Origin of the sequence: Mycobacteroides franklinii (genome assembly GCF_001853795.1) — a bacterium.
In the GTDB taxonomy this organism is placed as follows: Bacteria; Actinomycetota; Actinomycetes; order Mycobacteriales; family Mycobacteriaceae; genus Mycobacterium; species Mycobacterium franklinii.
Genome location: NZ_MLIK01000027.1, coordinates 67,387 through 86,739 on the forward strand (window position 1 = coordinate 67,387; position 19,353 = coordinate 86,739).

Consider the following 19,353-nt stretch of genomic DNA (forward strand, 5'->3'; position numbering starts at 1 on the left):
CCATGCCCACGTCCAATCCTGCTGCCCAGACCGCCTTTGGTCCCATGGCCATCGCCGCGATCGAACAGCATGAACCACCCGGATCACGGATCGTCGACGACGACCTGGCGGCGCGGATCCTGCCCAAAGGCCTGCGATGGCTGGTCCGTGTCACCGCATGGACACCCCTACGGCACTGGTTGATCAGGCTCGGCGAACACAGCGGCCAGGGCGCCTGGTCGATCTTTGTCTGCCGCAAGCGGTATATCGATGATCAACTCGCCGCCGCGACAGTCGATGCCGTCGTCGACCTGGGCGCCGGCCTGGACACCAGGGGATGCCGATTGTCCCGGACCTCCCGGACGCCGGTGTTCGAGGTCGATCAGGTCGTCAATGTCGCCCTCAAACAGCAGGCAATCACGAGGGCGCTCGGTGCCGTGCCCGCGTCGGTCCGTCTTGTCCCGGTGGACTTTCAGCGTGACGACCTCGCCGAAGCGCTACAACACGCGGGGCACGACTCCTCACACCGCACGTTCTTCATCTGGGAGGGTGTCACGCAATACATTCCGGAGACAGCGGTGCGCGCCACCCTCGCATACCTGTGCACGGCCGCCCCCGGAAGCCGCCTGGCCTTTACCTACGTGCAGCGCGACTTCATCGACGGCAGCAATCTCTACGGAAATTCCATACTGTACAAGCGGTTTCGGGTACGCAGCCAGGTGTGGATGTTCGGGCTGACACCGAGCGGGGTGGCACCGCTGCTCGCCGAATACGGCTGGCGGGTGCTGGAAGATGTGAGCGGTCCCGAGTTCCAGGAGCGCTATCTGACGCCCGCCGGGCGCAGACTCTCGACCACTGAGCTGGAACGGACCGTACTCGCCGAAAAAACCTAGTCGACGGTGAGCACAGTCGGCACGATCATCGGCTGACGTCGATACGTCTCGCCGACCCATTTGCCCACCACCCGGCGCACGGCCTGCGCAATGCGGCCGGTATCGGTGACCGACTGTTCGGCAAGCGAATTCAACTCCGCAATCACCATCTCGGTCACCGGGTCCAGCGCCTTGGCATCATCGGAGAAACCACGCGAGAATAACTCGGGCCTGCCCACCAGACGCCCGTTGCTGCGCACCACAATGGTGACCGCCACGAATCCGCCGTTGCTCAGGACCAGCCGCTCCCCGACCGTGGCATCGGAGACGTCGCCATCGACCAAGCCGTGGACGAACATCTTGCCCACCGGAACACGTCCCGAGATGCGCACTCGCTCGTTGTGTAGGTCGACGCTGACACCGTTCTCTGCCAATACGATCCGGTCTTCATCCACACCGGTCTTGACCGCGAGCCCCGCGTTGGCACGCAGGTGCCGCCAGGTGCCGTGCACCGGCATGACATTGCGCGGCCGCACCGCGTTGTAGAGATACAGCAGCTCTCCGGCGTAGGCGTGTCCCGAAACATGGACCCGGGCATGGGTGTTGGTCACTACGCGAGTGCCCACCTTGGCGAGGGAATCGATGATGCCGTAGACGGCCTCTTCATTACCGGGCACCAATGATGACGACAGGATGACCAAATCGTCGGTAGTCAAGGTGATCTGGCGATGGTCACCGCGGGCCATCCGGGACAACGCGGCCATCGGCTCGCCCTGGGTACCGGTGGTGATCAGCACAACCCGTTGCGGCGCAAGCTCGTTCGCGGTCTCGATGTTGATCAGGTCACGATCATCGACATCGAGGAAACCGAGATCACGCGCGATACCCATGTTGCGCACCATCGACCGGCCCACGAGTGCGACGCGGCGACCGTGCGCCACCGAGGTGTCGATGATCTGTTGCACCCGGGCCACGTTGCTGGCAAAACACGCGATGATCACTCGGCCGCGGGCGGTCTCGATAAGCCGGTTGAGTGTCGGGGCGATCTCGCTCTCTGACGGACCCACACCCGGAATCTCGGAGTTGGTCGAGTCGACGAGGAACAAGTCGACGCCCCGGTCGCCCAGGCCGGATAGCCCCGGCAAGTCGGTCGGGCGACGGTCCGGGGGCAGCGGATCGAGCTTGATATCGCCGGTGTGCAGGACGGTCCCGGCCTCGGTGTGTACGGCAATGGCCAGGGCATCGGGAATGGAGTGGTTGACCGCGAAGTACTCGCATTCGAAGCCACCGTGGGTGGACCGCTGCCCCTCGGCGACCTTCACGAATCGCGGGGTGATGCGGTGCTCCCGGCACTTGGCCTCCACCAGCGCCAGCGTGAACGCCGAACCGACGACGGGGATGTCGGGGCGCATCTTGAGCAGGAACGGGATAGCCCCGATGTGATCCTCGTGGGCGTGTGTGAGGACCAGCGCCTCGACATCGTCAAGGCGATCTTCGATATGCCGTATGTCCGGCAGGATCAGGTCCACGCCCGGCTCTTCATGGCCCGGGAAGAGCACTCCGCAGTCGATGATCAGCAGACGGCCGCGTAGCTCGAAAACCGTCATGTTGCGGCCGATTTCGCTGATCCCGCCCAGTGCCGTGACACGCAGCGCGCCGTCGGCGAGCGGTCCGGGCGCACGCAGGTTCTCGGGTGGGGTGAGAGCCACCTACAGCACCCCGGCGGCGCGCATATCGGCGGCCAATCCCTCGATCTGCTCCGCGCTCGGCGGAACGTTGGGCAGGCGTGGATCGCCAACCTCGATGCCCTGCAACCGCAGCCCGGCCTTGATGGCACCCACGGCTCCCAGCCGGCGGCACGCCTCCGTCACCGGCGCAATCTGCGCGTTGAGCTTGCGCGCGGTCTCGACGTCACCGGCGTTGTATGCCGCCAGCAACTCACGCAGCGGCCCGGCGACGAAATGCGATATGACGCTGATGAATCCGACCGCACCCACCGAAAGCCATGGCAGGTTCAGCGGGTCATCGCCCGAGTAGTAGGCAAGGTCGGTACCGGCGATGACCTGGGCGCCACCGTGCAGATCGCCCTTGGCATCCTTGACCGCGATGATGTTCGGGTGCGCGGCCAGCTCACGAATGATATGGAAGTCGATCGGGATGACCGAGCGCGGCGGAATGTCGTACAGGATGACGGGCACGTTCACCGCGTCCGCGACGGCGGTGAAATGCGCCAGCAGCCCTGCCTGTGAGGGCCGCGAGTAGTAGGGGGTGACGACCAGCAGTCCGTGGGCTCCGGCGGCCTCGCACTCACGCGAGAGCTTGATGCTGTGGGCGGTGTCGTACGTGCCGGACCCGGCGATGACGCGTGCGCGGTCTCCGACGGCCGCTACTACCTCACGCAGCAAGGTGAGCTTCTCGGCGTCGGAAGTAACGGGAGACTCTCCGGTGGTGCCAGAGAGCACGAGGCCATCGCATCCGGAGTCGACCAAGTGCGCGGCCAGCCGCACCGCGGTATCGACGTCAAGGGCGCCATCGGCATCGAAAGGAGTCACCATCGCGGTGAGCACGCTGCCGAGCCGCGCCACTGTTTCACCTGCTGTCACGGCACGAGAATACCCGCCGCAACCAAGCGGTTAATCCCCGGCGGCTGTGTTCGATCCCTCAGTTCTATCCCTCGTAGACCAGCGGGGAGATCGCGACCTCCGTGCCGTCGGCCAGGGTCGCGATGTCGAAGTCGCCGAAGATCGATGGGGCCAGGTCGTTGAGCTGGCGCAGGCAAGCGATGGCCAGGCGCCGAATCTCCACGTCTGCGTGTTCGCTGGCGCGCATCGCGATGAAGTGGCGCCAGGCCCGATAGTTCCCGGTGACGACGATCCTGGTCTCGGTGGCATTCGGCAGCACCGATCGGGCGGCCTGGCGCGCCTGCTTGCGCCGCAGTACGGCGTTCGGCACGTCGGCCAGCGTGGATTCCAGTTTCTCCAGCAGCTCGACGTATGCCGCGCGGCTGGCATCGGTGGCCTTGCGCAGCAGCGCGACCAGCTCCGGATCATCCTCGACCGCGGGCGGCAGCACCACATTTGAATCGTCCTCGGGGACAAACCGCTGCGAGAGCTGTGAGTACGAGAAGTGACGGTGACGGATCAGTTCGTGGGTGCAGGAACGTGAGATGCCCGTGATGTAGAACGTCGCCGAGGCGTGTTCGAGCACCGACAGGTGCCCCACCTCGATGACGTGACGCAGGTAGCTCTCGTTGGTGGCGGTACGCGGGTTCGGCTTGGACCAGCTTTGGTAACAGGCCCGGCCGGCGAATTCGACGAGCGCCGGTCCGCCGTCCGCATCGGTGCTCCAGTCGATGTCCGGAGGTGCGATGAAGTCGGTCTTCGCTATCAGCTGCACGCGCAGCGGCACGATCTCAGCCACGCGCAACACCCTATCGATGCCGGGCTCGCGCACCGAAACGCCATAAGCGCCGCCTACCATCGGCCCCGTGAGTTCCTGGACGCTTGTACCCGAAAACGGCACCCTGACCCTGCACACCGGTGTCACCGGGCCGGCGGCGCGCATGGGACACCGGCTGACGATCGTCATGGACGCCTGGACCATCTCCGTCGACGGGCCCGATGATCGGCCGTCATCGGCAAGCCTCGTCGTGGACGTCAATTCATTGCGGGTAGACAGCGGGGAGGGCGGCCTGACGCCGCTGACCCCGCCCGAGAAATCCATGGTGCGCTCGAACGCGCTGAAGACACTGAACGCCAAGCGGTTTCCTGCCATTGAGTTCCATGCCGAGAAGGTCACCCGGAACGCCACCGGATATCTCATGCACGGTCCGCTGACGGTGCACGGAGTGACCCACGCCGTCGATATCGACCTGACCGTCACCGCGGACGGCGATGATCAGCGACTCAGCCTGCGCACGGAAGTCTCGCAGCGGGCACACCACATCAAACCGTTCTCGATGGCGATGGGATCGCTGAAGGTCGCAGACCTGGTCACCGTGTCGTTCGAAGGGCACCGCCCAGCGGTCTGACGAGGTCGCCGCGCTTTCCTACCGCCACACGCTCCAGTCCCAGCCAGGACGCCATGCTGGTCAGCTGCCCGGCCAACGGGCCCGCTATGTGCGCGGGATCTCGCCCTTCTTCGGCGAAGGCGCCGACGACATTGAGCGTGCCGGCCGCGCGATCGGCCTTGAGGTCAACCCTGCCGACCAGATGTCCGTCCAGCAGGAACGGCCAGACGTAGTAGCCGTACCGCCGTTTGGGCGCCGGCGTGTAGATCTCGATGCGGTAGTGAAAATCGAAGAGCCGCTCCACCCTTGGGCGAAAAAAGATCAGCGGATCAAAGGGACAGAGCAGCGCCGTACCCCGATCCACACGCGGAATCGTCTGTCCAGCAGCCAGATACGCCGGAGCGCTCCATCCGTCGACGGCCACCTTTTCGATCTCCCCCGCGTCGGCGAGCGCGGCCAGTGCCGGTTTGATCTGCCCGGCCGAGAGACGGAAGTAGTCGCGGATATCGGCCTCGGTTCCGATCCCCAGCGCACGCACCGCGCGGCGGGCGAGTTCCAGCACCGCCTCCTCGTCGGAGACTTCGCGTTGGTATATATCGGCGGGAATGACCTTGTGCGCCAGCTGGTAATGCCGTGAGAAACCGACACGTTTGTCGGTGGTCAGTTCTCCCGAGGAAAACAGGGCTTCGGCAATCCACTTGGTTTCGCTACGGTCCCACCAGGGGCCCTTGCCGCCCGGTGCCTCCCGCTCGAGATATGCCTCGATCTGCCCGGCCGTACACGGACCGAGTTCGGCGACGGCGGCGAGGACCTCGTCGACGAGCCGCGGATTCTCCTCGACAAACTTGCGCGCCCACCGGCCGTGCCGGTACTCGCGCATACGCCAGCGCATCAGCGGCCAATCCTGAATGGACATCAAAGCTGCTTCGTGCGCCCAGTACTCGATGAGTAGTCGCGGCGTCCGTGCGCTATGGCTCCAGGCGGCGTCGTCGAGAAGGGCGCGGTCGTAGGGTCCGAGCCTGCTGAACACCGGCGCATAGTGTGCACGCACCGCCACCGATACCGAGTCGAGTTGCAGCACCTGAATTCTGGAGATGAGCTTGCGCAGATGTGCGCGGGTTATCGGGGTGGCGGGCGCCGCGATTGCGTCCGTGAAGCCCTGCGCTGTGATCGCGATGCGGCGCGCCTGCGCGACGCTCATGGCCGATCGGCTCACCGTGCTCCCACGAGACGGGCCAACCAATCGGAATCGGACGGGTCGACCATCTCCCCCGAACTGTCAATGACACCGGGAACGCCACCCAGACCGTGACCGGTCAGCTGCTGCTCATTGCCCGCGGTGCGCTCACGATCGGCATCGCTGACCTGCAGAGACGAAATCTCGCGCAGTACCTCACCTGTTACCCCGGCCCCGGCAGCGATCTCGCTGATCTGCAGGTTCGTGAGATTTCCGACGCCTTCGACGGGCTGCCTCCGGAACATCTCGCCGATGAAGCCCAGGATTACCGCGTCCTTGGCACCCGACTTGGCGATCAGGAATAGCGAGGCCGCGGCCCGTGACGAGTAGTCGCCGCTGGCCGAGATCCGGTCCAGAAAACTCACCGGCCGATAGGTCACCTGCAGCCTGCCCGCAGTGACGTATTTGGTGATGTCGTCGCCATACTGGGCCTCGAACCGCTGACAGAACGGACATTGGAAATCCAGGAAGATGGTGATCCCCGCGGCGACGTCGCCGGCGGCGCCCACCGTCACCCCGGCACCCTGGCCACTCCCCCAGCCGGCGGCGCCGGCAGGTGCCGATGCGGTTCCATCCACGGTGCGGGTACAACCTGTCAGTACCAGCACCAGGACGGCCACCAGAAGCAGCGCACGCCTCACCCGTCGACCTTCCGGTAACTCAGGAACTGATATCTCAGACCGGATTCACTTGTCTGCCAATCATTTTCCTCGACGACCCAGCTCTCATCGAGCTCCGGAGCGAGGGCGTCACCCGGCACGTCAGCCTCCACCACCGTCACCTCGCATCGCTGCGCCAACGGAAGGAACAGCCGATAGATCTCCCCGCCCCCGATGACCCAGGGCGCCTCGTCGGAAGCCGCCAGGGCCGCGTCCGTGCAGCCAACGGCCAACGCGCCGTCAGGCTCGAACAGTGCATCGCGTGTCAGCACGATATTGGGCCGGCCCGGCAACGGGCGAACACTGGCAGGCAGCGACTCCCAGGTCTTGCGACCCATGATCACCGTGTGGCCCATGGTGATTCGCTTGAAACGTGCCTGATCTTCGGGTAGCCGCCAGGGTATGGCACCGTCCGCCCCGATGATGCCGGCGCGTGACTGTGCCCAAATCAGCCCGATGGTTCCCGTCATACCGCGACAGGCGCCTTGATGGCAGGGTGGTGCTGATAGTTCTCGACCGTGATGTCCTCGTATTCGTAGTCGAATATCGAATCACGCTGCGCCAGAACCAGCCTGGGGTAAGGATAGGGATCGCGGCTGAGCTGCTCGGTGACCTGCTCGACATGATTGTCGTAGATATGACAGTCGCCACCGGTCCAGACGAAGTCCCCGACCCCGAGTCCGGCCTGCGCCGCCATCATGTGGGTAAGCAGCGCGTAGCTGGCGATGTTGAACGGGACCCCGAGAAACAGGTCGGCGCTGCGTTGATACAGCTGGCAGCTCAGCTTGCCGTCGGCAACGTAGAACTGGAAGAAGGCGTGACAGGGTGGCAGCGCCATCTGCGGGATCTCGCCGACGTTCCACGCCGAGACGATGTTGCGCCGCGAATCGGGGTTGGTGCGCAGCATTTCCAGCGCGGCACTGATCTGGTCGATGTGCTCCCCCGACGGCGTGGGCCATGAGCGCCACTGCACCCCGTACACCGGCCCCAGTTCCCCGGTCTCCGAAGCCCACTCGTCCCAGATGGTGACCCCGTGTTCCTGTAGCCAGCCGACGTTGGATTCACCGCGCAGGAACCACAGCAGCTCGTAGATCACCGACTTCAGGTGGACCTTCTTGGTGGTGATCAATGGGAAGCCATCCTCCAGTCGGTAACGCAGCTGATGACCGAAGATGCTGCGAGTACCGGTGCCGGTGCGATCCGACTTCGGTGTGCCCTGGTCGAGCACGAGACGTAAGAGATCCTCGTAAGGAGTGGACACAGGCACGCAGCTAGCTTACGTCGGGGGCGCGACGATCCCGGGTCCCCGACGCACCCAGCGTGCCCCACCCGGCCCGCGTTCTAGGTTTTTGCGAGAGCTTCCACCCTGGCCACGATGTCTGCGCGCAGCGTGGCCGCCTGCTCCCCGGTGAGTGACCCCGCGGGGAATTTGCAGACGATGGTGAACTCCTCGCCAATGGAATAGACCTCGTAGCGGGACGCCCGCGGCATATACGGGCCGCCGACGGCAGTGGTTCGCGGTGTGGCCAGCTGGACGTCGAAATCTTCCAGAGTCAGGCCCGTCGGCAGGGGCGGGACGGGAAGAATTCCGGGGTTGGTGATCCGGATGAACGGCCCGAAACCGCCGGACAGCACTGCGCCCCCGAGGTGATACACGCTTTGCACAAGAAATCCGCTGGTGATGTCTTCGTTGATCTGACCCGCCACGTCGGCGCCAATTCGCACCGCATCGTCGTTCACGCGGACCATTACCTGACTTCGGGCGATCATGATTCCGTTGGCGATCTCGCCGAGTTCGGCGGGAGGTGTTAGGTGCTTGCGATAGTCCACCAGCGATTCGAAGCCCAGGTTCACCGGCTGGTCGTCGTCGACCCGTATCAAGGCACGTTCGGCAAGTGCGATCACTCCGGTGACGAGGGTGTTCACGGTGGTGTGACGTCGCCGGGCCGCCGAGCGCAGCAGGGTCGACACCTCCGGATCGAAGCGCTGTTTCCAACCCAAGACGGTTCGGGGCGAGGTGGGGTCTGCTCGCTGCCGACCGCCCCAGGAGGTGGGGCCGAACCGGGGTTTCTCCGGGAGCGCGGTAGGACGTACCCCTCGACTCGCCATCGCGGTCTCCGGCGCCACTGGCGCCGGTTGGCGCTGTGGCTCAGAGACCACGCCCGTCATCACGATCCCGGTGTACAACTCCCACAATTCGTGGAAGTACGCATAACTCAGGCGTGCGTCGGCGATCGAGTGATCCACTCCCACGGCGACGGCGCTGCCGCGGTCCCCCGGATAAACCAGAATCGCGAATGTGCCGTCGTCGAGTGCAAGCACTGGTAGTGCGGCGACGTCTTCGAGCGGCTCCATGCGTACGGACACGACGGTGTGGCGCACGGGCTCGGTGGTGATCTGAAAACGGCGGCCGACGGGATCGACCCGGGCGGCGAGGTACGGATGCTTGCGCTGCATGACTGTCCCCGCTGCGCCCAATGCCGCGAGGTCCAGGCCGCCCCGCAGCCATGCGACATACCAAATGGTCGTGTACTTGCGCAGGTGGTTCAATTCCGACTCTGCTACCGAGAGCATCCGCCGAATACCGGCGGCTTCGGCCGTTTGTAGTCTGACGTTCAAGGCAAATTCCGATTTCGCGTGAACTGAATAGGCAGAAGATATCCTACTGTCCATTATGTAGATAATTTACGTAGCCAGAGGCTCCATTGAATTAACATCACGTAATTTCCAGAATTTGATTTAACAGACTATGCGGAATATGACAGATTCGAATTCGTCATGGAATTTCCGGGCAGCGCGGCTACAACGATCACGGGGATCGATGCCGCCATCTTCCGCCCAGGCCCTGCACACCACGCACTACCGTGCGCGCGGCATAGAACCCGGCCACCAGCGTCAAGGCCAACATCACCAGAAACATGACCAGCCAGTTGCTCCGGGTGTGCTCGATGTTCCACCAGATCACGGTGAACAGAACGGCCCCGACGAACACCAGAATGTCCCGCCAGCCACCGCCATAGGAGAGGGCGGCATCGCGCAGCGAGCGGCCACGGTCGTTACTGGCGATCAGATCGTCGATCCGCAGATCAATCATGCGCTGGAATGCCGCCCGGCGTTCGGTCTGCTCCGCGGGGATGCGATCAAGCAGATCGAAGTCTTTGGTGATCAACCCACGGATGTCCGGCGGCTTGAGGTTGCCCGCCACCGCCCCCAGCAGCGCGCCGCCGGCGATGGGCGCTGCGCCCAGGGCAAGTTCGGCAAGTCCGGGCATGCCTGCCTCCTCATTGCATCAAGATCGCGGCGAGTCTGCCGCCAAGGTTATCGGCCCACTCGCACCGGGATGCGTTGATCGGCCGGACTGCATAATCAACCCACACCCGGCAGCAATCGTCGCTAGCCCATCAGCGTGGCCGCGACGGTAGCGCCAAGATTCCAGCACGCCTCGATATCGCCCTTGTCCGGCTTACCGGAAACGATCACCGCTTCAGCGCCCTGTACCCAGCCCAGCCCCGTAGTGATCGCCGCGAGGCCGCGTTCAGCGCCCTCCGTGCCCTCATTGCCGTGCATCCACACACCAAACGGTCTGCCACGGCTGCTATCGAGCAGCGGGTAGTACGAGCAGTCGAACGCATGCTTGAGCGCGCCGGAGATGTAGCCGAGATTGGCCGGCGTGCCCAGCAGGTAGCCGTCGGCCTCCAGCATCTCGGCGGGCGACACCGTCAGCGCGGCACGACGCACTACCTCCACGCCCTCGATCTGCGGATCGGTCGCACCCGCCACAACCGCTTCGAACATCTCCTGCATGTAGGGAGACGGGGTGTGATGCACCACCAACAGGCGGCTCATTGTGCGGCGTCCTGCTGCATCTGCACCGCGGTACGCATCGTCTCGCGGGCGCGGCCGCGGTCTCCCGCATAGTCATACGCGCGAGCCAGCCGATACCACCCCACCCAATCGTCGGGATCGGACTCGACCTCGGCCTTCACGGTAGCGAAGAGCGCATCGGCGTCCTCGCGGTTGACGCGTCCCGACGGTGTGGTGCGCAGCGCACTTACATCCAAGTCGCGGCCCTGTTCGGTGGCCAGCGCGGCAAGCCGCTGATGCGCGAAACCCGCACGCAGAGTGGCGATCATGGCCCACAGGCCGATGAACGGAAGGATCAGCACACCGATTCCCATGCCGATCGCCGCGGGCTTGCCGGACTGGACGAGGGCGATACCCATCCTCCCCAGGATCAGGAAGTACACCACCATCGCGACGCACATGAACGCGATGAGGATCTTGACCCTGGCCGCGGCGGACACCTACAGCTCCAGCAGGGGCTCGATACCGATCGTGAGGCCGGGCCGCTTCGCGATATTGCGCACGGCCAGCAGCACGCCCGGAACAAAAGAGGTCCGGTCGATGCTGTCATGCCGGATGGTCAAGGTCTCGCCCGCCGTCCCGAACAGCACTTCCTGGTGGGCGACAAGGCCGGCGACACGCACCGCATGCACCCGCACCCCGTCCACATCGGCCCCACGCGCGCCTTCGATCCCTGTGCTGGTGGCATCGGGGCTCGGCGGCAACCCCTTACGCGCCTCGGCGATCAGACGTGCCGTTCGGGTCGCCGTGCCGGAGGGGGCGTCGGCCTTATTGGGGTGATGCAGCTCGATGACCTCCACCGATTCGAAGAATCGGGCAGCCTGCTGAGCGAATTTCATCGACAACACGGCGCCGATCGCGAAGTTGGGCGCGATCAGCACGCCTGTCCCGGGGCTTTCCGCCAGCCAGGACCGCACCTGATCCAACCGCTCGTCGGTAAAGCCGGTGGTGCCGACAACGGCATGAATACCGTTGCCGATCAAGAACTTGAGGTTGTCCATGACAACGTCGGGGTGGGTGAAGTCGATGACAACACTGGCGGCGGTGAGCGCGTCCAACGAGTCGTCCTTGTCAACGGCGGCCACCAGGTCCAGATCGGCCGCGCCGTCGACTGCCTCACGCATGGCCTGACCGACCTTGCCCCGTGCTCCCAGCACTCCAGTCGCGATGTTAGTCACGCCGGTCACCCTAATCCTCCTCACCGAGATCGCGGAGAGGACGTCCGCCCAATGCCCGACTATGCGCGACACGACGGGCGGACGGCCCGAGCGCGTCGTTGCCCGTTGACGCAAGTTCACCAGAGCGCAACCCGGAATCACTACGAGCTACCCGATTCCTGTCGGTCACTCAATTTGCCAGAAAGTGATGTCAACTCCTGGTTGAGCCTGTTTTTGACAGCACAGACGCGTGTGATTGCCCCGATGCGAGCAACCGACTGTGACCGCAGTCACGGTTCTGGCAACCATTTGCCGACGTCATACAGAGCTCTCAGGTTCCTCTCAGAAACATATCTCTAGCTGCGGTACGGCCAATTTTCAGCAGTCACTGGTACTCTGGTGCGCATGTCGGGCCGCAAGCGATACGCGCGCGTGGGGGGCTTCTTGATCGCCCTTCTCGCGGCCGTGTGCTTCCTCGGACCGGCCGCCCACGGGCAGGTATTCGGATGGCGAGCGGCGGTCGTCGGAACTTCGCCAGCAACGAGCCTTCTGCCCGAAGAAATTCACGAGCACGTCAAAAGCTCGGTGAACGCGGCGGTCACCAGGGTCCGGCAGCAACCCACTTCGATACCGGTTCCGGTCGCGCTCGTGCTGACCACGCTCTTGGGCGCCAATCTGTTGGCGCTCCTGGCCGCGCGGGGCTTCGTGTTCTCACGAGCACCCGACAATCCGGGACGACAACGCCTTATCACCATCGGGATAGATCGACGCTGAGTCGTCGCCGTGACGGCAACGACGCCGTCATACGCGCCTCATCCACTCATCTATCCATAAGTCGCGCCTGCGCATTTAGCCGCAGTTGCAGCGACTCTTCATCCCGATAGGGCTTACTTCCATGACGACTCCTGTCACCGAGCAGGCCGCCAAGCCGTCGTTACTGCAGAATCTGCGGCACGACCTCCCGGCCTCCCTCGTCGTATTCCTCGTCGCGTTGCCACTTTCTCTGGGTATCGCGATCGCCTCCGGAGCCCCGCTGATGGCGGGTCTCATCGCGGCCGTGGTCGGTGGCATCGTCGCCGGCGCCATCGGCGGATCACCTCTCCAGGTCAGCGGTCCGGCCGCCGGTCTTACCGTGGTGGTCGCCGAGCTCATCAACGAATTCGGCTGGCAGATGACCTGCCTGATCACCATCGGCGCGGGGCTGCTGCAGATCCTGTTCGGGTTGAGCAGGATGGCCCGCGCCGCCCTTGCCATCGCGCCGGTTGTGGTGCACGCCATGCTGGCCGGCATCGGCGTGACCATCGCCCTGCAGCAGATCCATGTGCTGATGGGTGGTTCATCGCAGAGTTCGGCCTGGCAGAACCTCAAGGCACTGCCCCAGGGCGTGATGAACCACCATCTACCCGACGTCATCATCGGCCTGATGGTGATCGTGATTCTGCTGCTGTGGCCCAAGCTTCCGCCCAAGATCCGCATGGTCCCCGGCGCCCTGGTGGCGATCGTCGCCGCCACGGCACTGGCCTATTTCACCAACTCGCCTGCCGAGCGAATCACGTTGTCGGGCGACTTCTTCGATGCCATCACCTTCCCGACGCTTATCGGACCGGCGAACGGCGAATGGGGATCTGTGCTCCTGGGTGTGGTGACCATCGCCCTCATCGCGAGCGTCGAATCGCTGCTGTCCGCTGTCGCCGTCGACAAGCTGCACACCGGTCCCCGGACCAACTTCGACCGCGAGATGATCGGTCAGGGCAGCGCCAACATGGTGTCCGGCTTCCTCGGCGGTCTGCCCATCACCGGCGTGATCGTCCGTAGCTCGACCAACGTCGCGGCGGGCGCCAAGACTCGCGCTTCGGCCATCCTGCACGGCTTCTGGGTCCTGTTGTTCGCCTCGCTGTTCAGCAGCCTGGTGCAGCTCATCCCCAAAGCCGCGCTGGCCGGGCTGTTGATCGTCATCGGCATCCAGCTAGTCAAGTTGGCTCATATGCGACTCGCTTGGCGCACAGGCGATCTGGCGGTCTACGCCATCACCATGGTGTGTGTTGTGTTCCTCAATCTGCTCGAGGGTGTGGGTATCGGCCTGTTGGTCGCCATCGGCATTCTGGTTGGCCGCGTCATGCGGGCGCATATGGATGCCAGGCCGTTCGGCACCGAGGGATCGCGTCAGTGGCATGTCGAGCTCGACGGCACGCTGAGCTTCCTGTCGCTCCCCCGACTCACTAAGACACTCAGCACTGTCCCGCCGGGTGCGCATGTCACGCTGGCCGTGAACGCCGACTATGTCGATCACGCCATCTCCGAGGCCATCTCGGACTGGAAGCGCGCCCATGAAGCGGCCGGCGGCACCGTGATGATCGTCGAGTCCTCGCATGCCAAGATGCACCACGCCCACACCACCCGGCCGAAGCGCCATTTCGTATCGCGCGCTGTCGGTTTGGTGCCGTGGCGGTCGTGGCGTCGGGATCAGAACGGCGAAGCGGGCGCGTCGATCATCGACGGCATCAACGAGTACAACAGCCGCGGCTCGGGCGCATTGCGACCCCATGTCACCGAACTGGCTGACTACCAGGATCCCGATGCGCTCTTCCTCACGTGCGGCGATTCGCGCATCCTGCCGAATGTCATCACGGCGAGTGGTCCGGGCGACCTGTTCACGATCCGCAACGTGGGCAACGTGGTGCCCACCGATCCCGCCGATGGTTCTGTCGATGCCTCGCTTGACTTCGCCATCAACCAGCTGAATGTGAGTTCGGTTGTGGTGTGCGGGCATTCGTCATGCGGAGCCATGAAGGCGCTGCTGACGGAATCGACCGATACCCCCACCACACCGGTGGGACGTTGGCTCGACTATGCGCGCGACAGCCTCATCGCCTTCCAGGAGCACCACCCCGCGCGGGCGAGCGCGGAAGCACACGGGTTCAACGAGGTCGACCAGCTCGGCGTCGTGAACGTTGCCATCCAGGTCGAGCGTCTGATTCACCACCCGATCCTGGCCGGGGCCGTGGTGTCCGGGCGGGTACGTGTGGTCGGCACGTTCTTCAACATCGCCGAGGCACATGTGTACGAGGTGGACGAGAACGGGATCGTCGGACAGGACGGGACCACCGACGGCGTTCGGGAGAATCCCGCGCCCGCGGTCAGCTGATCACAGGTCTACAACGGCGCTCCCCCACGGAGATGCTCGAAGATCAACGACGTCTGCGTGCCCGCGACATCGGGCTGCGCGTTGAGTTTCTCAACGACGAAGGACCTCAGGTCCTCGGTGTCGCGGGCCGCGACGTGCAGGATGTAATCGTCGGCGCCCGCTAAGAAATACACGTCGATCACCTGCGGCAGCTGACGGATATCGCGGATGAATGTGCGGATGTTTCCGCGCGCGTTGGCCTGCAGGCTGACCGAGATCATCGCCTGTAGCGGCCGGCCGATGGCGGCGGGGTCTACGTCGGTGAAGAATCCACGGATCACGCCGGTTTCCTGGAGACGCCGGACCCGTCCATGACATGTGGATGCCGCGATCCCCACGGCCTCGGCCAGCGCACTGTTGGGTATACGTGCGTCGTCGTGCAGTTCCATCAGGATGCGGCGGTCAACGTCGTCGAGATCCACACGCCGAACATCATTCGGCGCTGGCGGTATGTCGAACCGAGATTCCGGTGATTTTGCGGTCATATTTGCAATGTATCGAATCTTCCACACAAATATTGCGTGTTTATCGACGCTTCTTCACACTTGAACACGGGACTTAGATGTGAAACAGGAGAAGGAAAATCATGCGCGTAGGCATCCCTACCGAGATCAAGAACAACGAGTACCGGGTGGCGACCACCCCCGCGGGTGTGGCCGAGCTGACCCGCCGCGGTCATGAGGTGATCATCCAGGCGGGCGCGGGCGAGGGCTCCTCGATATCCGATGTGGACTTCAAAGCTGCTGGCGCACAGGTCATCAACGGCGCCGAGCAAGTCTGGGCCGAGGCCGATCTGCTGCTCAAGGTCAAGGAACCGATCGAGCCGGAGTACGCCCTCATGCGTCGCGGCCAGACCCTGTTCACCTACCTGCATTTGGCCGCCTCGCTGCCGTGCACGGAGGCGCTGCTGACGTCGGAAACCACCTCGATCGCCTACGAGACGGTGCAGACCGCCGACGGTGCGCTCCCCTTGTTGGCCCCCATGAGCGAGGTGGCCGGACGACTCTCCGCACAGGTCGGCGCCTACCATCTGATGGCCCCGGTGGGCGGCCGCGGCCTGGTCATGGGCGGTGTTCCCGGCGTCGGCCCGGCCGACGTGGTCGTCATCGGCGGTGGTGTGGCCGGGTACAACGCGGCACGGATCGCTGCCGGAATGGGTGCTCATGTCACGGTTTTCGACGTCAACCTGAACAAGCTGCGTGAGTTGGACGCCGAATTCGGCGGTTCCATCCGGACCCGGTACTCGTCCACCATGGACTTGGAGGGAGCAGTCAAACGGGCTGACCTGGTGATCGGCGCGGTTCTCATTCCGGGCGCCAAGGCACCCAAGCTGATTTCGAATTCGCTTGTGGCTCAGATGAAGCCGGGGTCTGTGTTGGTGGACATCGCGATCGATCAGGGCGGTTGTTTTGCCGATTCACGCCCCACCACCCACGACGAACCGACCTACACGGTGCACGACAGCGTCTTCTACTGCGTGGCCAATATGCCCGGCGCCGTGCCGCGCACATCCACCTTCGCCTTGACCAACGCCACCATGCCGTACGTGTTGGCACTGGCGGACAAGGGCTGGCGGCAAGCTTGCCGCGACGACGCCGCCCTGGCCAAGGGGCTCTCCACACATGAAGGCGCCCTGCTGAACGCCCATGTCGCCGAGGACCTTGAGCTGCCCTTCACCGATCCCGCGGGATTGCTGGTCTAGGAACGGCGCTGGGCGGCGCCCGCCTCTGAGCGACACATCCGGCCGGCCCGGGAGTTGTCGCTCGAAGGCGGGCGCTGCCTATACCGCCGTTTCGGCGGTGAGGTCGTTGGTCCAGGTAGGCATCTTGATCTTCTTGCGGTACGGCACCTTGTCGTTGAACGTGTTCACCATGCGTCCCACCTTGTGCAACGGATGATCGAAGTCGGTGAAGTAGGTGCTGTTGACAATGGGGTACCGCAACGCCCTGAATACGGGCAACCGTCGGGCATTACTGCTCTTGCGACCTCCAGATTCCGCATAACGGTCGAACGCACGCTGAATGAGTACCGTGTCGATGCCCATGTTTCGCATCGCGTCGCCCACCCGCGTCAGGAAGCCCGCGAACCGGATGACGTGCGGATTCGCCAACCCGACGGCACGAACAATGGTCACCGGCTTGAGCAACGGCGCCACATCCTCCACCAGCATCCGGGAGAAGGTGCGAGTACCCAGCATGTCCATAACCGCGAAACCGACTGCCAGATGGCGTGATTCGTCGGAATTGATCTTGGCGAACACCTCGTGAAACAGGGGGTCCTCAACCTCACCGGAAAGAAACTTGAGTACTGCGCCATCGAGCCCCACCTCGAAGAAGGGGATGACGGTGGCCATGTAGACGAATGGAAGCCGGCGGTCACCGAGGTTGTCGAATCCGCGTAACGCCTGCAGCAGGGCCTTGATATCTCCCGACTGCGGCGGAATTTCCCCGGCATCCAACATGCCCCATCGACGCATCAGCGCGATCTCGGCGTTGGCGTGCCGCTGTTCCTCGGCATGGAAGTAGCTGTAGATCTCGCGCAGGGTGTCGTTGGGAGCGGTGATACCCAACGTGCCCATCATCCGGCCCCCGATGTGCTCGATCCACACCAGATCCGACATGAACTGCTTGAGGTCATCGAACTGTTCGGGGTCGATGGTCTCGGCGCCGGGCTTGTCCCAGTCAAAGTCGGCAAGCGTCCATTGTCTGGCCTTGATCTTGCCGAGAACACTCTCGAAGAATGCGTCGTTCTTCTCGATGTTCTTGGTGTTCTCTCTGGTCACGTCATCGGCGAGTACCGCGGTCATTGGGCTACCCCTATCGTCGTTGAATTGGTGATGGCGCCGAGTTCCTGCTCGGTGAGAATCTTGTAGTCGGCGATCTCGACATCGCCCAGACGCCGCCGGAATTCGGTTGCGGTACCGGGGAACAGCTCATTTGCCGCCGTTTCACGCTGGCGGTACCAGCGGAAGGCGCCGTCACGCCAGGTGCTCTTGTCGAGCCGCCCGGAGGACCACGCCAGCTCCCGCTTCAGGGCCTGAGGGCGCACCTCGATGGAGACGAAGGCCAGCGAATCAACCAACGCCAATGCCGCTACCACATAGTCGATCTGGGCCTCGGTGTGCGATAGGCCCGCGAAAGCATGCGAGCCCGAACCCGGCCCGTTGAGCAGAAACATGTTGGGGAATCCCGGCACGTTGACCCCGTGGAACGCGGTCGGTTCGGTACCCCAGAATTCGTCGAGCGTGGCACCCCCAAGCCCGTGAATCGGAAATGGCGGCTCCAGCATGACCTCTGGAGTGTCCAGCGCAAAGACCAAACAGTCGGCGCGGTGCGTCATGGCATCCGCCGATCGCACTCCGACCGCGCTCACACCTGTGACGGGCCACGGCACAAGCTTGCAGTTGTCTTGTTGCAGTGCGCGATAGAACTCATCGGAGAAGAGAATGCGACGGGTGCCGGCGCGGTAGGCAGGTAACAGGTTTCGCCGTAGCCAGCCGTCTTTCACATTGCGGTTGAGGTGATTCTCGGCCACCGCCTCGACCAAACGCGTACCCACCCCCTGGCGCACCAGCCCTCGGGCCAGCACCTCGTGATAGCGAGCGGACACCGCCCGTCCCGCGAGGGTTCCCGACGCACGCGATAGCAGCCGTCCGGCCAGGCTCGGAGACTCCCCTCCCCAACGTGGCAGCACCCAATCGGGCGTGCGCTGAAACACGCGCACCCGCGCAGCCCGCTTGACCAGTTCCGGGACCACATGCACGGTGGTGGCACCTGCCGCGATCACCGCGACATTGCGGCCGGAGAAGTCGAAGTTCGGGTCCCAGTCGGCGGTGCTGAGCACTGGCCCGTCGAACTGGTCGATTCCCTCGAGTTCCGGTGGCATGGGTAGTTTTCCGGCACCCACGGCCAGGATCACTTTCCGCGCGACAACGGATTTCTTCCCCGCTACGGCGATCCGCCAGGTGGCGCCGGCCGCGTCGAAGGTCAGACCGGTGACGCGGTGGCGCAAGCGCAGCGCCGGTTCGAGGTCGTGTCGGGCCACCAAGTCCCGGTGATACTGCCGCACGCCATCACGCGTTGCCCAGACCGTAGACGCCGAGGCACTCGGGGAGAACGAGTAAGACTGTTGCACCGCAAGTTCATCGGACGCGGAAGCGCCGTAGTCACTGACGCGCCAATAGCCGCCGATCTCGTGGGCTTGCTCGAGAACCAGCAGGCTCTGCACGCGAGCCTGACGCAACCGGGCGGCCATACCCAATCCGGCCGTGCCCGCCCCCACCACTACGACGTCAACAGGACCATCAACTGCCATCTGCGTGGCCACCACTCTCATCTACATTGACGAAACGCCTTATTACGTCAACGCTAGCAGGACATGGCGGTGATACGA

At 64.1% G+C, this 19,353-nt stretch carries 20 protein-coding genes; 5 read left to right on the forward strand and 15 right to left on the reverse strand.

What is annotated here, in order from left to right:
- The first annotated feature begins 2 nt into the window (after nt 1–2).
- The gene (locus tag BKG76_RS23420) at nt 3–872 is read left to right on the forward strand and encodes an SAM-dependent methyltransferase (protein ID WP_070940147.1); all 870 of its coding nucleotides are present in this window, start codon (nt 3–5) and stop codon (nt 870–872) included.
- On the opposite strand, the gene BKG76_RS23425 is transcribed toward BKG76_RS23420, so the two are convergent.
- From BKG76_RS23425 to thyX, 3 genes are all read right to left on the reverse strand, one after another.
- Nucleotides 869–2,560, reverse strand: coding sequence for a ribonuclease J (locus tag BKG76_RS23425; protein ID WP_070940148.1), 1,692 nt, complete (start codon nt 2,558–2,560; stop codon nt 869–871). The two genes, BKG76_RS23420 and BKG76_RS23425, sit on opposite strands and share 4 nt — an antisense overlap.
- Complete coding sequence (gene dapA, locus BKG76_RS23430; protein WP_083338214.1) at nt 2,561–3,436, reverse strand: 4-hydroxy-tetrahydrodipicolinate synthase; 876 nt, start codon at nt 3,434–3,436, stop codon at nt 2,561–2,563. It abuts the gene before it with no gap.
- A gap of 82 nt (nt 3,437–3,518) precedes the next feature.
- On the reverse strand, nt 3,519–4,271 hold the full coding sequence (thyX, locus tag BKG76_RS23435; protein ID WP_070940260.1) for an FAD-dependent thymidylate synthase: 753 nt from the start codon (nt 4,269–4,271) through the stop codon (nt 3,519–3,521).
- 67 nt (nt 4,272–4,338) lie between these two features.
- On the opposite strand from thyX, the gene BKG76_RS23440 reads away from it, so the two are divergent.
- Nucleotides 4,339–4,881, forward strand: coding sequence for a YceI family protein (locus tag BKG76_RS23440; protein ID WP_070940149.1), 543 nt, complete (start codon nt 4,339–4,341; stop codon nt 4,879–4,881).
- Here the strand turns inward: BKG76_RS23440 and BKG76_RS23445 are convergent.
- From BKG76_RS23445 to dapB, 9 genes are all read right to left on the reverse strand, one after another.
- Nucleotides 4,844–6,061 carry a winged helix-turn-helix domain-containing protein gene (locus BKG76_RS23445; RefSeq protein ID WP_070940261.1) on the reverse strand — a complete coding sequence of 406 codons (1,218 nt, stop codon included), beginning with the start codon at nt 6,059–6,061 and terminating at the stop codon, nt 4,844–4,846. The genes BKG76_RS23440 and BKG76_RS23445 overlap by 38 nt on opposite strands.
- A gap of 11 nt (nt 6,062–6,072) precedes the next feature.
- Entirely contained in the window at nt 6,073–6,738 is a 666-nt protein-coding gene (locus BKG76_RS23450; RefSeq protein ID WP_070940150.1) for a DsbA family protein, read from the reverse strand.
- Nucleotides 6,735–7,226, reverse strand: coding sequence for a dihydrofolate reductase (locus BKG76_RS23455; protein WP_070940151.1), 492 nt, complete (start codon nt 7,224–7,226; stop codon nt 6,735–6,737). Before BKG76_RS23455 ends, BKG76_RS23450 begins: the two co-directional genes overlap by 4 nt.
- Nucleotides 7,223–8,023, reverse strand: coding sequence for a thymidylate synthase (locus BKG76_RS23460; RefSeq protein ID WP_070940152.1), 801 nt, complete (start codon nt 8,021–8,023; stop codon nt 7,223–7,225). Before BKG76_RS23460 ends, BKG76_RS23455 begins: the two co-directional genes overlap by 4 nt.
- 74 nt (nt 8,024–8,097) lie before the next feature.
- Complete coding sequence (locus BKG76_RS23465; protein ID WP_070940153.1) at nt 8,098–9,330, reverse strand: phthiocerol/phthiodiolone dimycocerosyl transferase family protein; 1,233 nt, start codon at nt 9,328–9,330, stop codon at nt 8,098–8,100.
- 235 nt (nt 9,331–9,565) lie between these two features.
- Nucleotides 9,566–10,027: a hypothetical protein gene (locus BKG76_RS23470; protein ID WP_070940154.1), complete on the reverse strand. Its 462-nt coding sequence runs from the start codon at nt 10,025–10,027 to the stop codon at nt 9,566–9,568.
- A gap of 122 nt (nt 10,028–10,149) precedes the next feature.
- Complete coding sequence (locus BKG76_RS23475) at nt 10,150–10,602, reverse strand: flavodoxin family protein (protein WP_070940155.1); 453 nt, start codon at nt 10,600–10,602, stop codon at nt 10,150–10,152.
- Nucleotides 10,599–11,060, reverse strand: coding sequence for a tetratricopeptide repeat protein (locus BKG76_RS23480; protein ID WP_070940156.1), 462 nt, complete (start codon nt 11,058–11,060; stop codon nt 10,599–10,601). Before BKG76_RS23480 ends, BKG76_RS23475 begins: the two co-directional genes overlap by 4 nt.
- Entirely contained in the window at nt 11,061–11,789 is a 729-nt protein-coding gene (gene dapB / locus BKG76_RS23485; protein ID WP_165611560.1) for a 4-hydroxy-tetrahydrodipicolinate reductase, read from the reverse strand.
- A 537-nt stretch (nt 11,790–12,326) separates the two neighbouring features.
- On the opposite strand from dapB, the gene BKG76_RS25380 reads away from it, so the two are divergent.
- Both BKG76_RS25380 and BKG76_RS23495 read left to right on the forward strand, forming a co-directional pair.
- On the forward strand, nt 12,327–12,551 hold the full coding sequence (locus BKG76_RS25380; protein ID WP_070940263.1) for a hypothetical protein: 225 nt from the start codon (nt 12,327–12,329) through the stop codon (nt 12,549–12,551).
- Between the two features lie 121 nt (nt 12,552–12,672).
- The gene (locus BKG76_RS23495; protein WP_070940157.1) at nt 12,673–14,922 is read left to right on the forward strand and encodes a SulP family inorganic anion transporter; all 2,250 of its coding nucleotides are present in this window, start codon (nt 12,673–12,675) and stop codon (nt 14,920–14,922) included.
- An 8-nt stretch (nt 14,923–14,930) separates the two neighbouring features.
- Here the strand turns inward: BKG76_RS23495 and BKG76_RS23500 are convergent, their stop codons facing one another.
- The gene (locus BKG76_RS23500) at nt 14,931–15,446 is read right to left on the reverse strand and encodes an HTH-type transcriptional regulator AldR (RefSeq protein WP_070940158.1); all 516 of its coding nucleotides are present in this window, start codon (nt 15,444–15,446) and stop codon (nt 14,931–14,933) included.
- Between the two features lie 101 nt (nt 15,447–15,547).
- Here BKG76_RS23500 and ald point away from each other — a divergent pair, with 101 nt between their 5' ends.
- The gene (ald, locus tag BKG76_RS23505) at nt 15,548–16,663 is read left to right on the forward strand and encodes an alanine dehydrogenase (protein WP_070940159.1); all 1,116 of its coding nucleotides are present in this window, start codon (nt 15,548–15,550) and stop codon (nt 16,661–16,663) included.
- 78 nt (nt 16,664–16,741) lie between these two features.
- Here ald and BKG76_RS23510 read toward each other — a convergent pair whose 3' ends face one another.
- Both BKG76_RS23510 and BKG76_RS23515 read right to left on the reverse strand, forming a co-directional pair.
- On the reverse strand, nt 16,742–17,767 hold the full coding sequence (locus BKG76_RS23510) for a hypothetical protein (protein ID WP_070940160.1): 1,026 nt from the start codon (nt 17,765–17,767) through the stop codon (nt 16,742–16,744).
- Nucleotides 17,764–19,290: a flavin-containing monooxygenase gene (locus tag BKG76_RS23515; RefSeq protein ID WP_070940161.1), complete on the reverse strand. Its 1,527-nt coding sequence runs from the start codon at nt 19,288–19,290 to the stop codon at nt 17,764–17,766. The genes BKG76_RS23510 and BKG76_RS23515 overlap by 4 nt, the downstream gene beginning before the upstream one ends.
- Nucleotides 19,291–19,353: the final 63 nt, after the last annotated feature.

What these genes read in the sequence shown, in the direction of transcription:
- BKG76_RS23420 (WP_070940147.1), top strand. Translation starts at nt 3, where the DNA reads ATGCCCACGTCCAATCCTGCTGCCCAGACCGCCTTTGGTCCCATGGCC.
- BKG76_RS23445 (WP_070940261.1), bottom strand. Translation starts at nt 6,061, where the DNA reads ATGAGCGTCGCGCAGGCGCGCCGCATCGCGATCACAGCGCAGGGCTTC.
- BKG76_RS23455 (WP_070940151.1), bottom strand. Translation starts at nt 7,226, where the DNA reads ATGACGGGAACCATCGGGCTGATTTGGGCACAGTCACGCGCCGGCATC.
- BKG76_RS23465 (WP_070940153.1), bottom strand. Translation starts at nt 9,330, where the DNA reads ATGCTCTCGGTAGCAGAGTCGGAATTGAACCACCTGCGCAAGTACACG.
- BKG76_RS23470 (WP_070940154.1), bottom strand. Translation starts at nt 10,027, where the DNA reads ATGCCCGGACTTGCCGAACTTGCCCTGGGCGCAGCGCCCATCGCCGGC.
- BKG76_RS23475 (WP_070940155.1), bottom strand. Translation starts at nt 10,602, where the DNA reads ATGAGCCGCCTGTTGGTGGTGCATCACACCCCGTCTCCCTACATGCAG.
- BKG76_RS23495 (WP_070940157.1), top strand. Translation starts at nt 12,673, where the DNA reads ATGACGACTCCTGTCACCGAGCAGGCCGCCAAGCCGTCGTTACTGCAG.
- BKG76_RS23500 (WP_070940158.1), bottom strand. Translation starts at nt 15,446, where the DNA reads ATGACCGCAAAATCACCGGAATCTCGGTTCGACATACCGCCAGCGCCG.
- ald (WP_070940159.1), top strand. Translation starts at nt 15,548, where the DNA reads ATGCGCGTAGGCATCCCTACCGAGATCAAGAACAACGAGTACCGGGTG.
- BKG76_RS23510 (WP_070940160.1), bottom strand. Translation starts at nt 17,767, where the DNA reads ATGACCGCGGTACTCGCCGATGACGTGACCAGAGAGAACACCAAGAAC.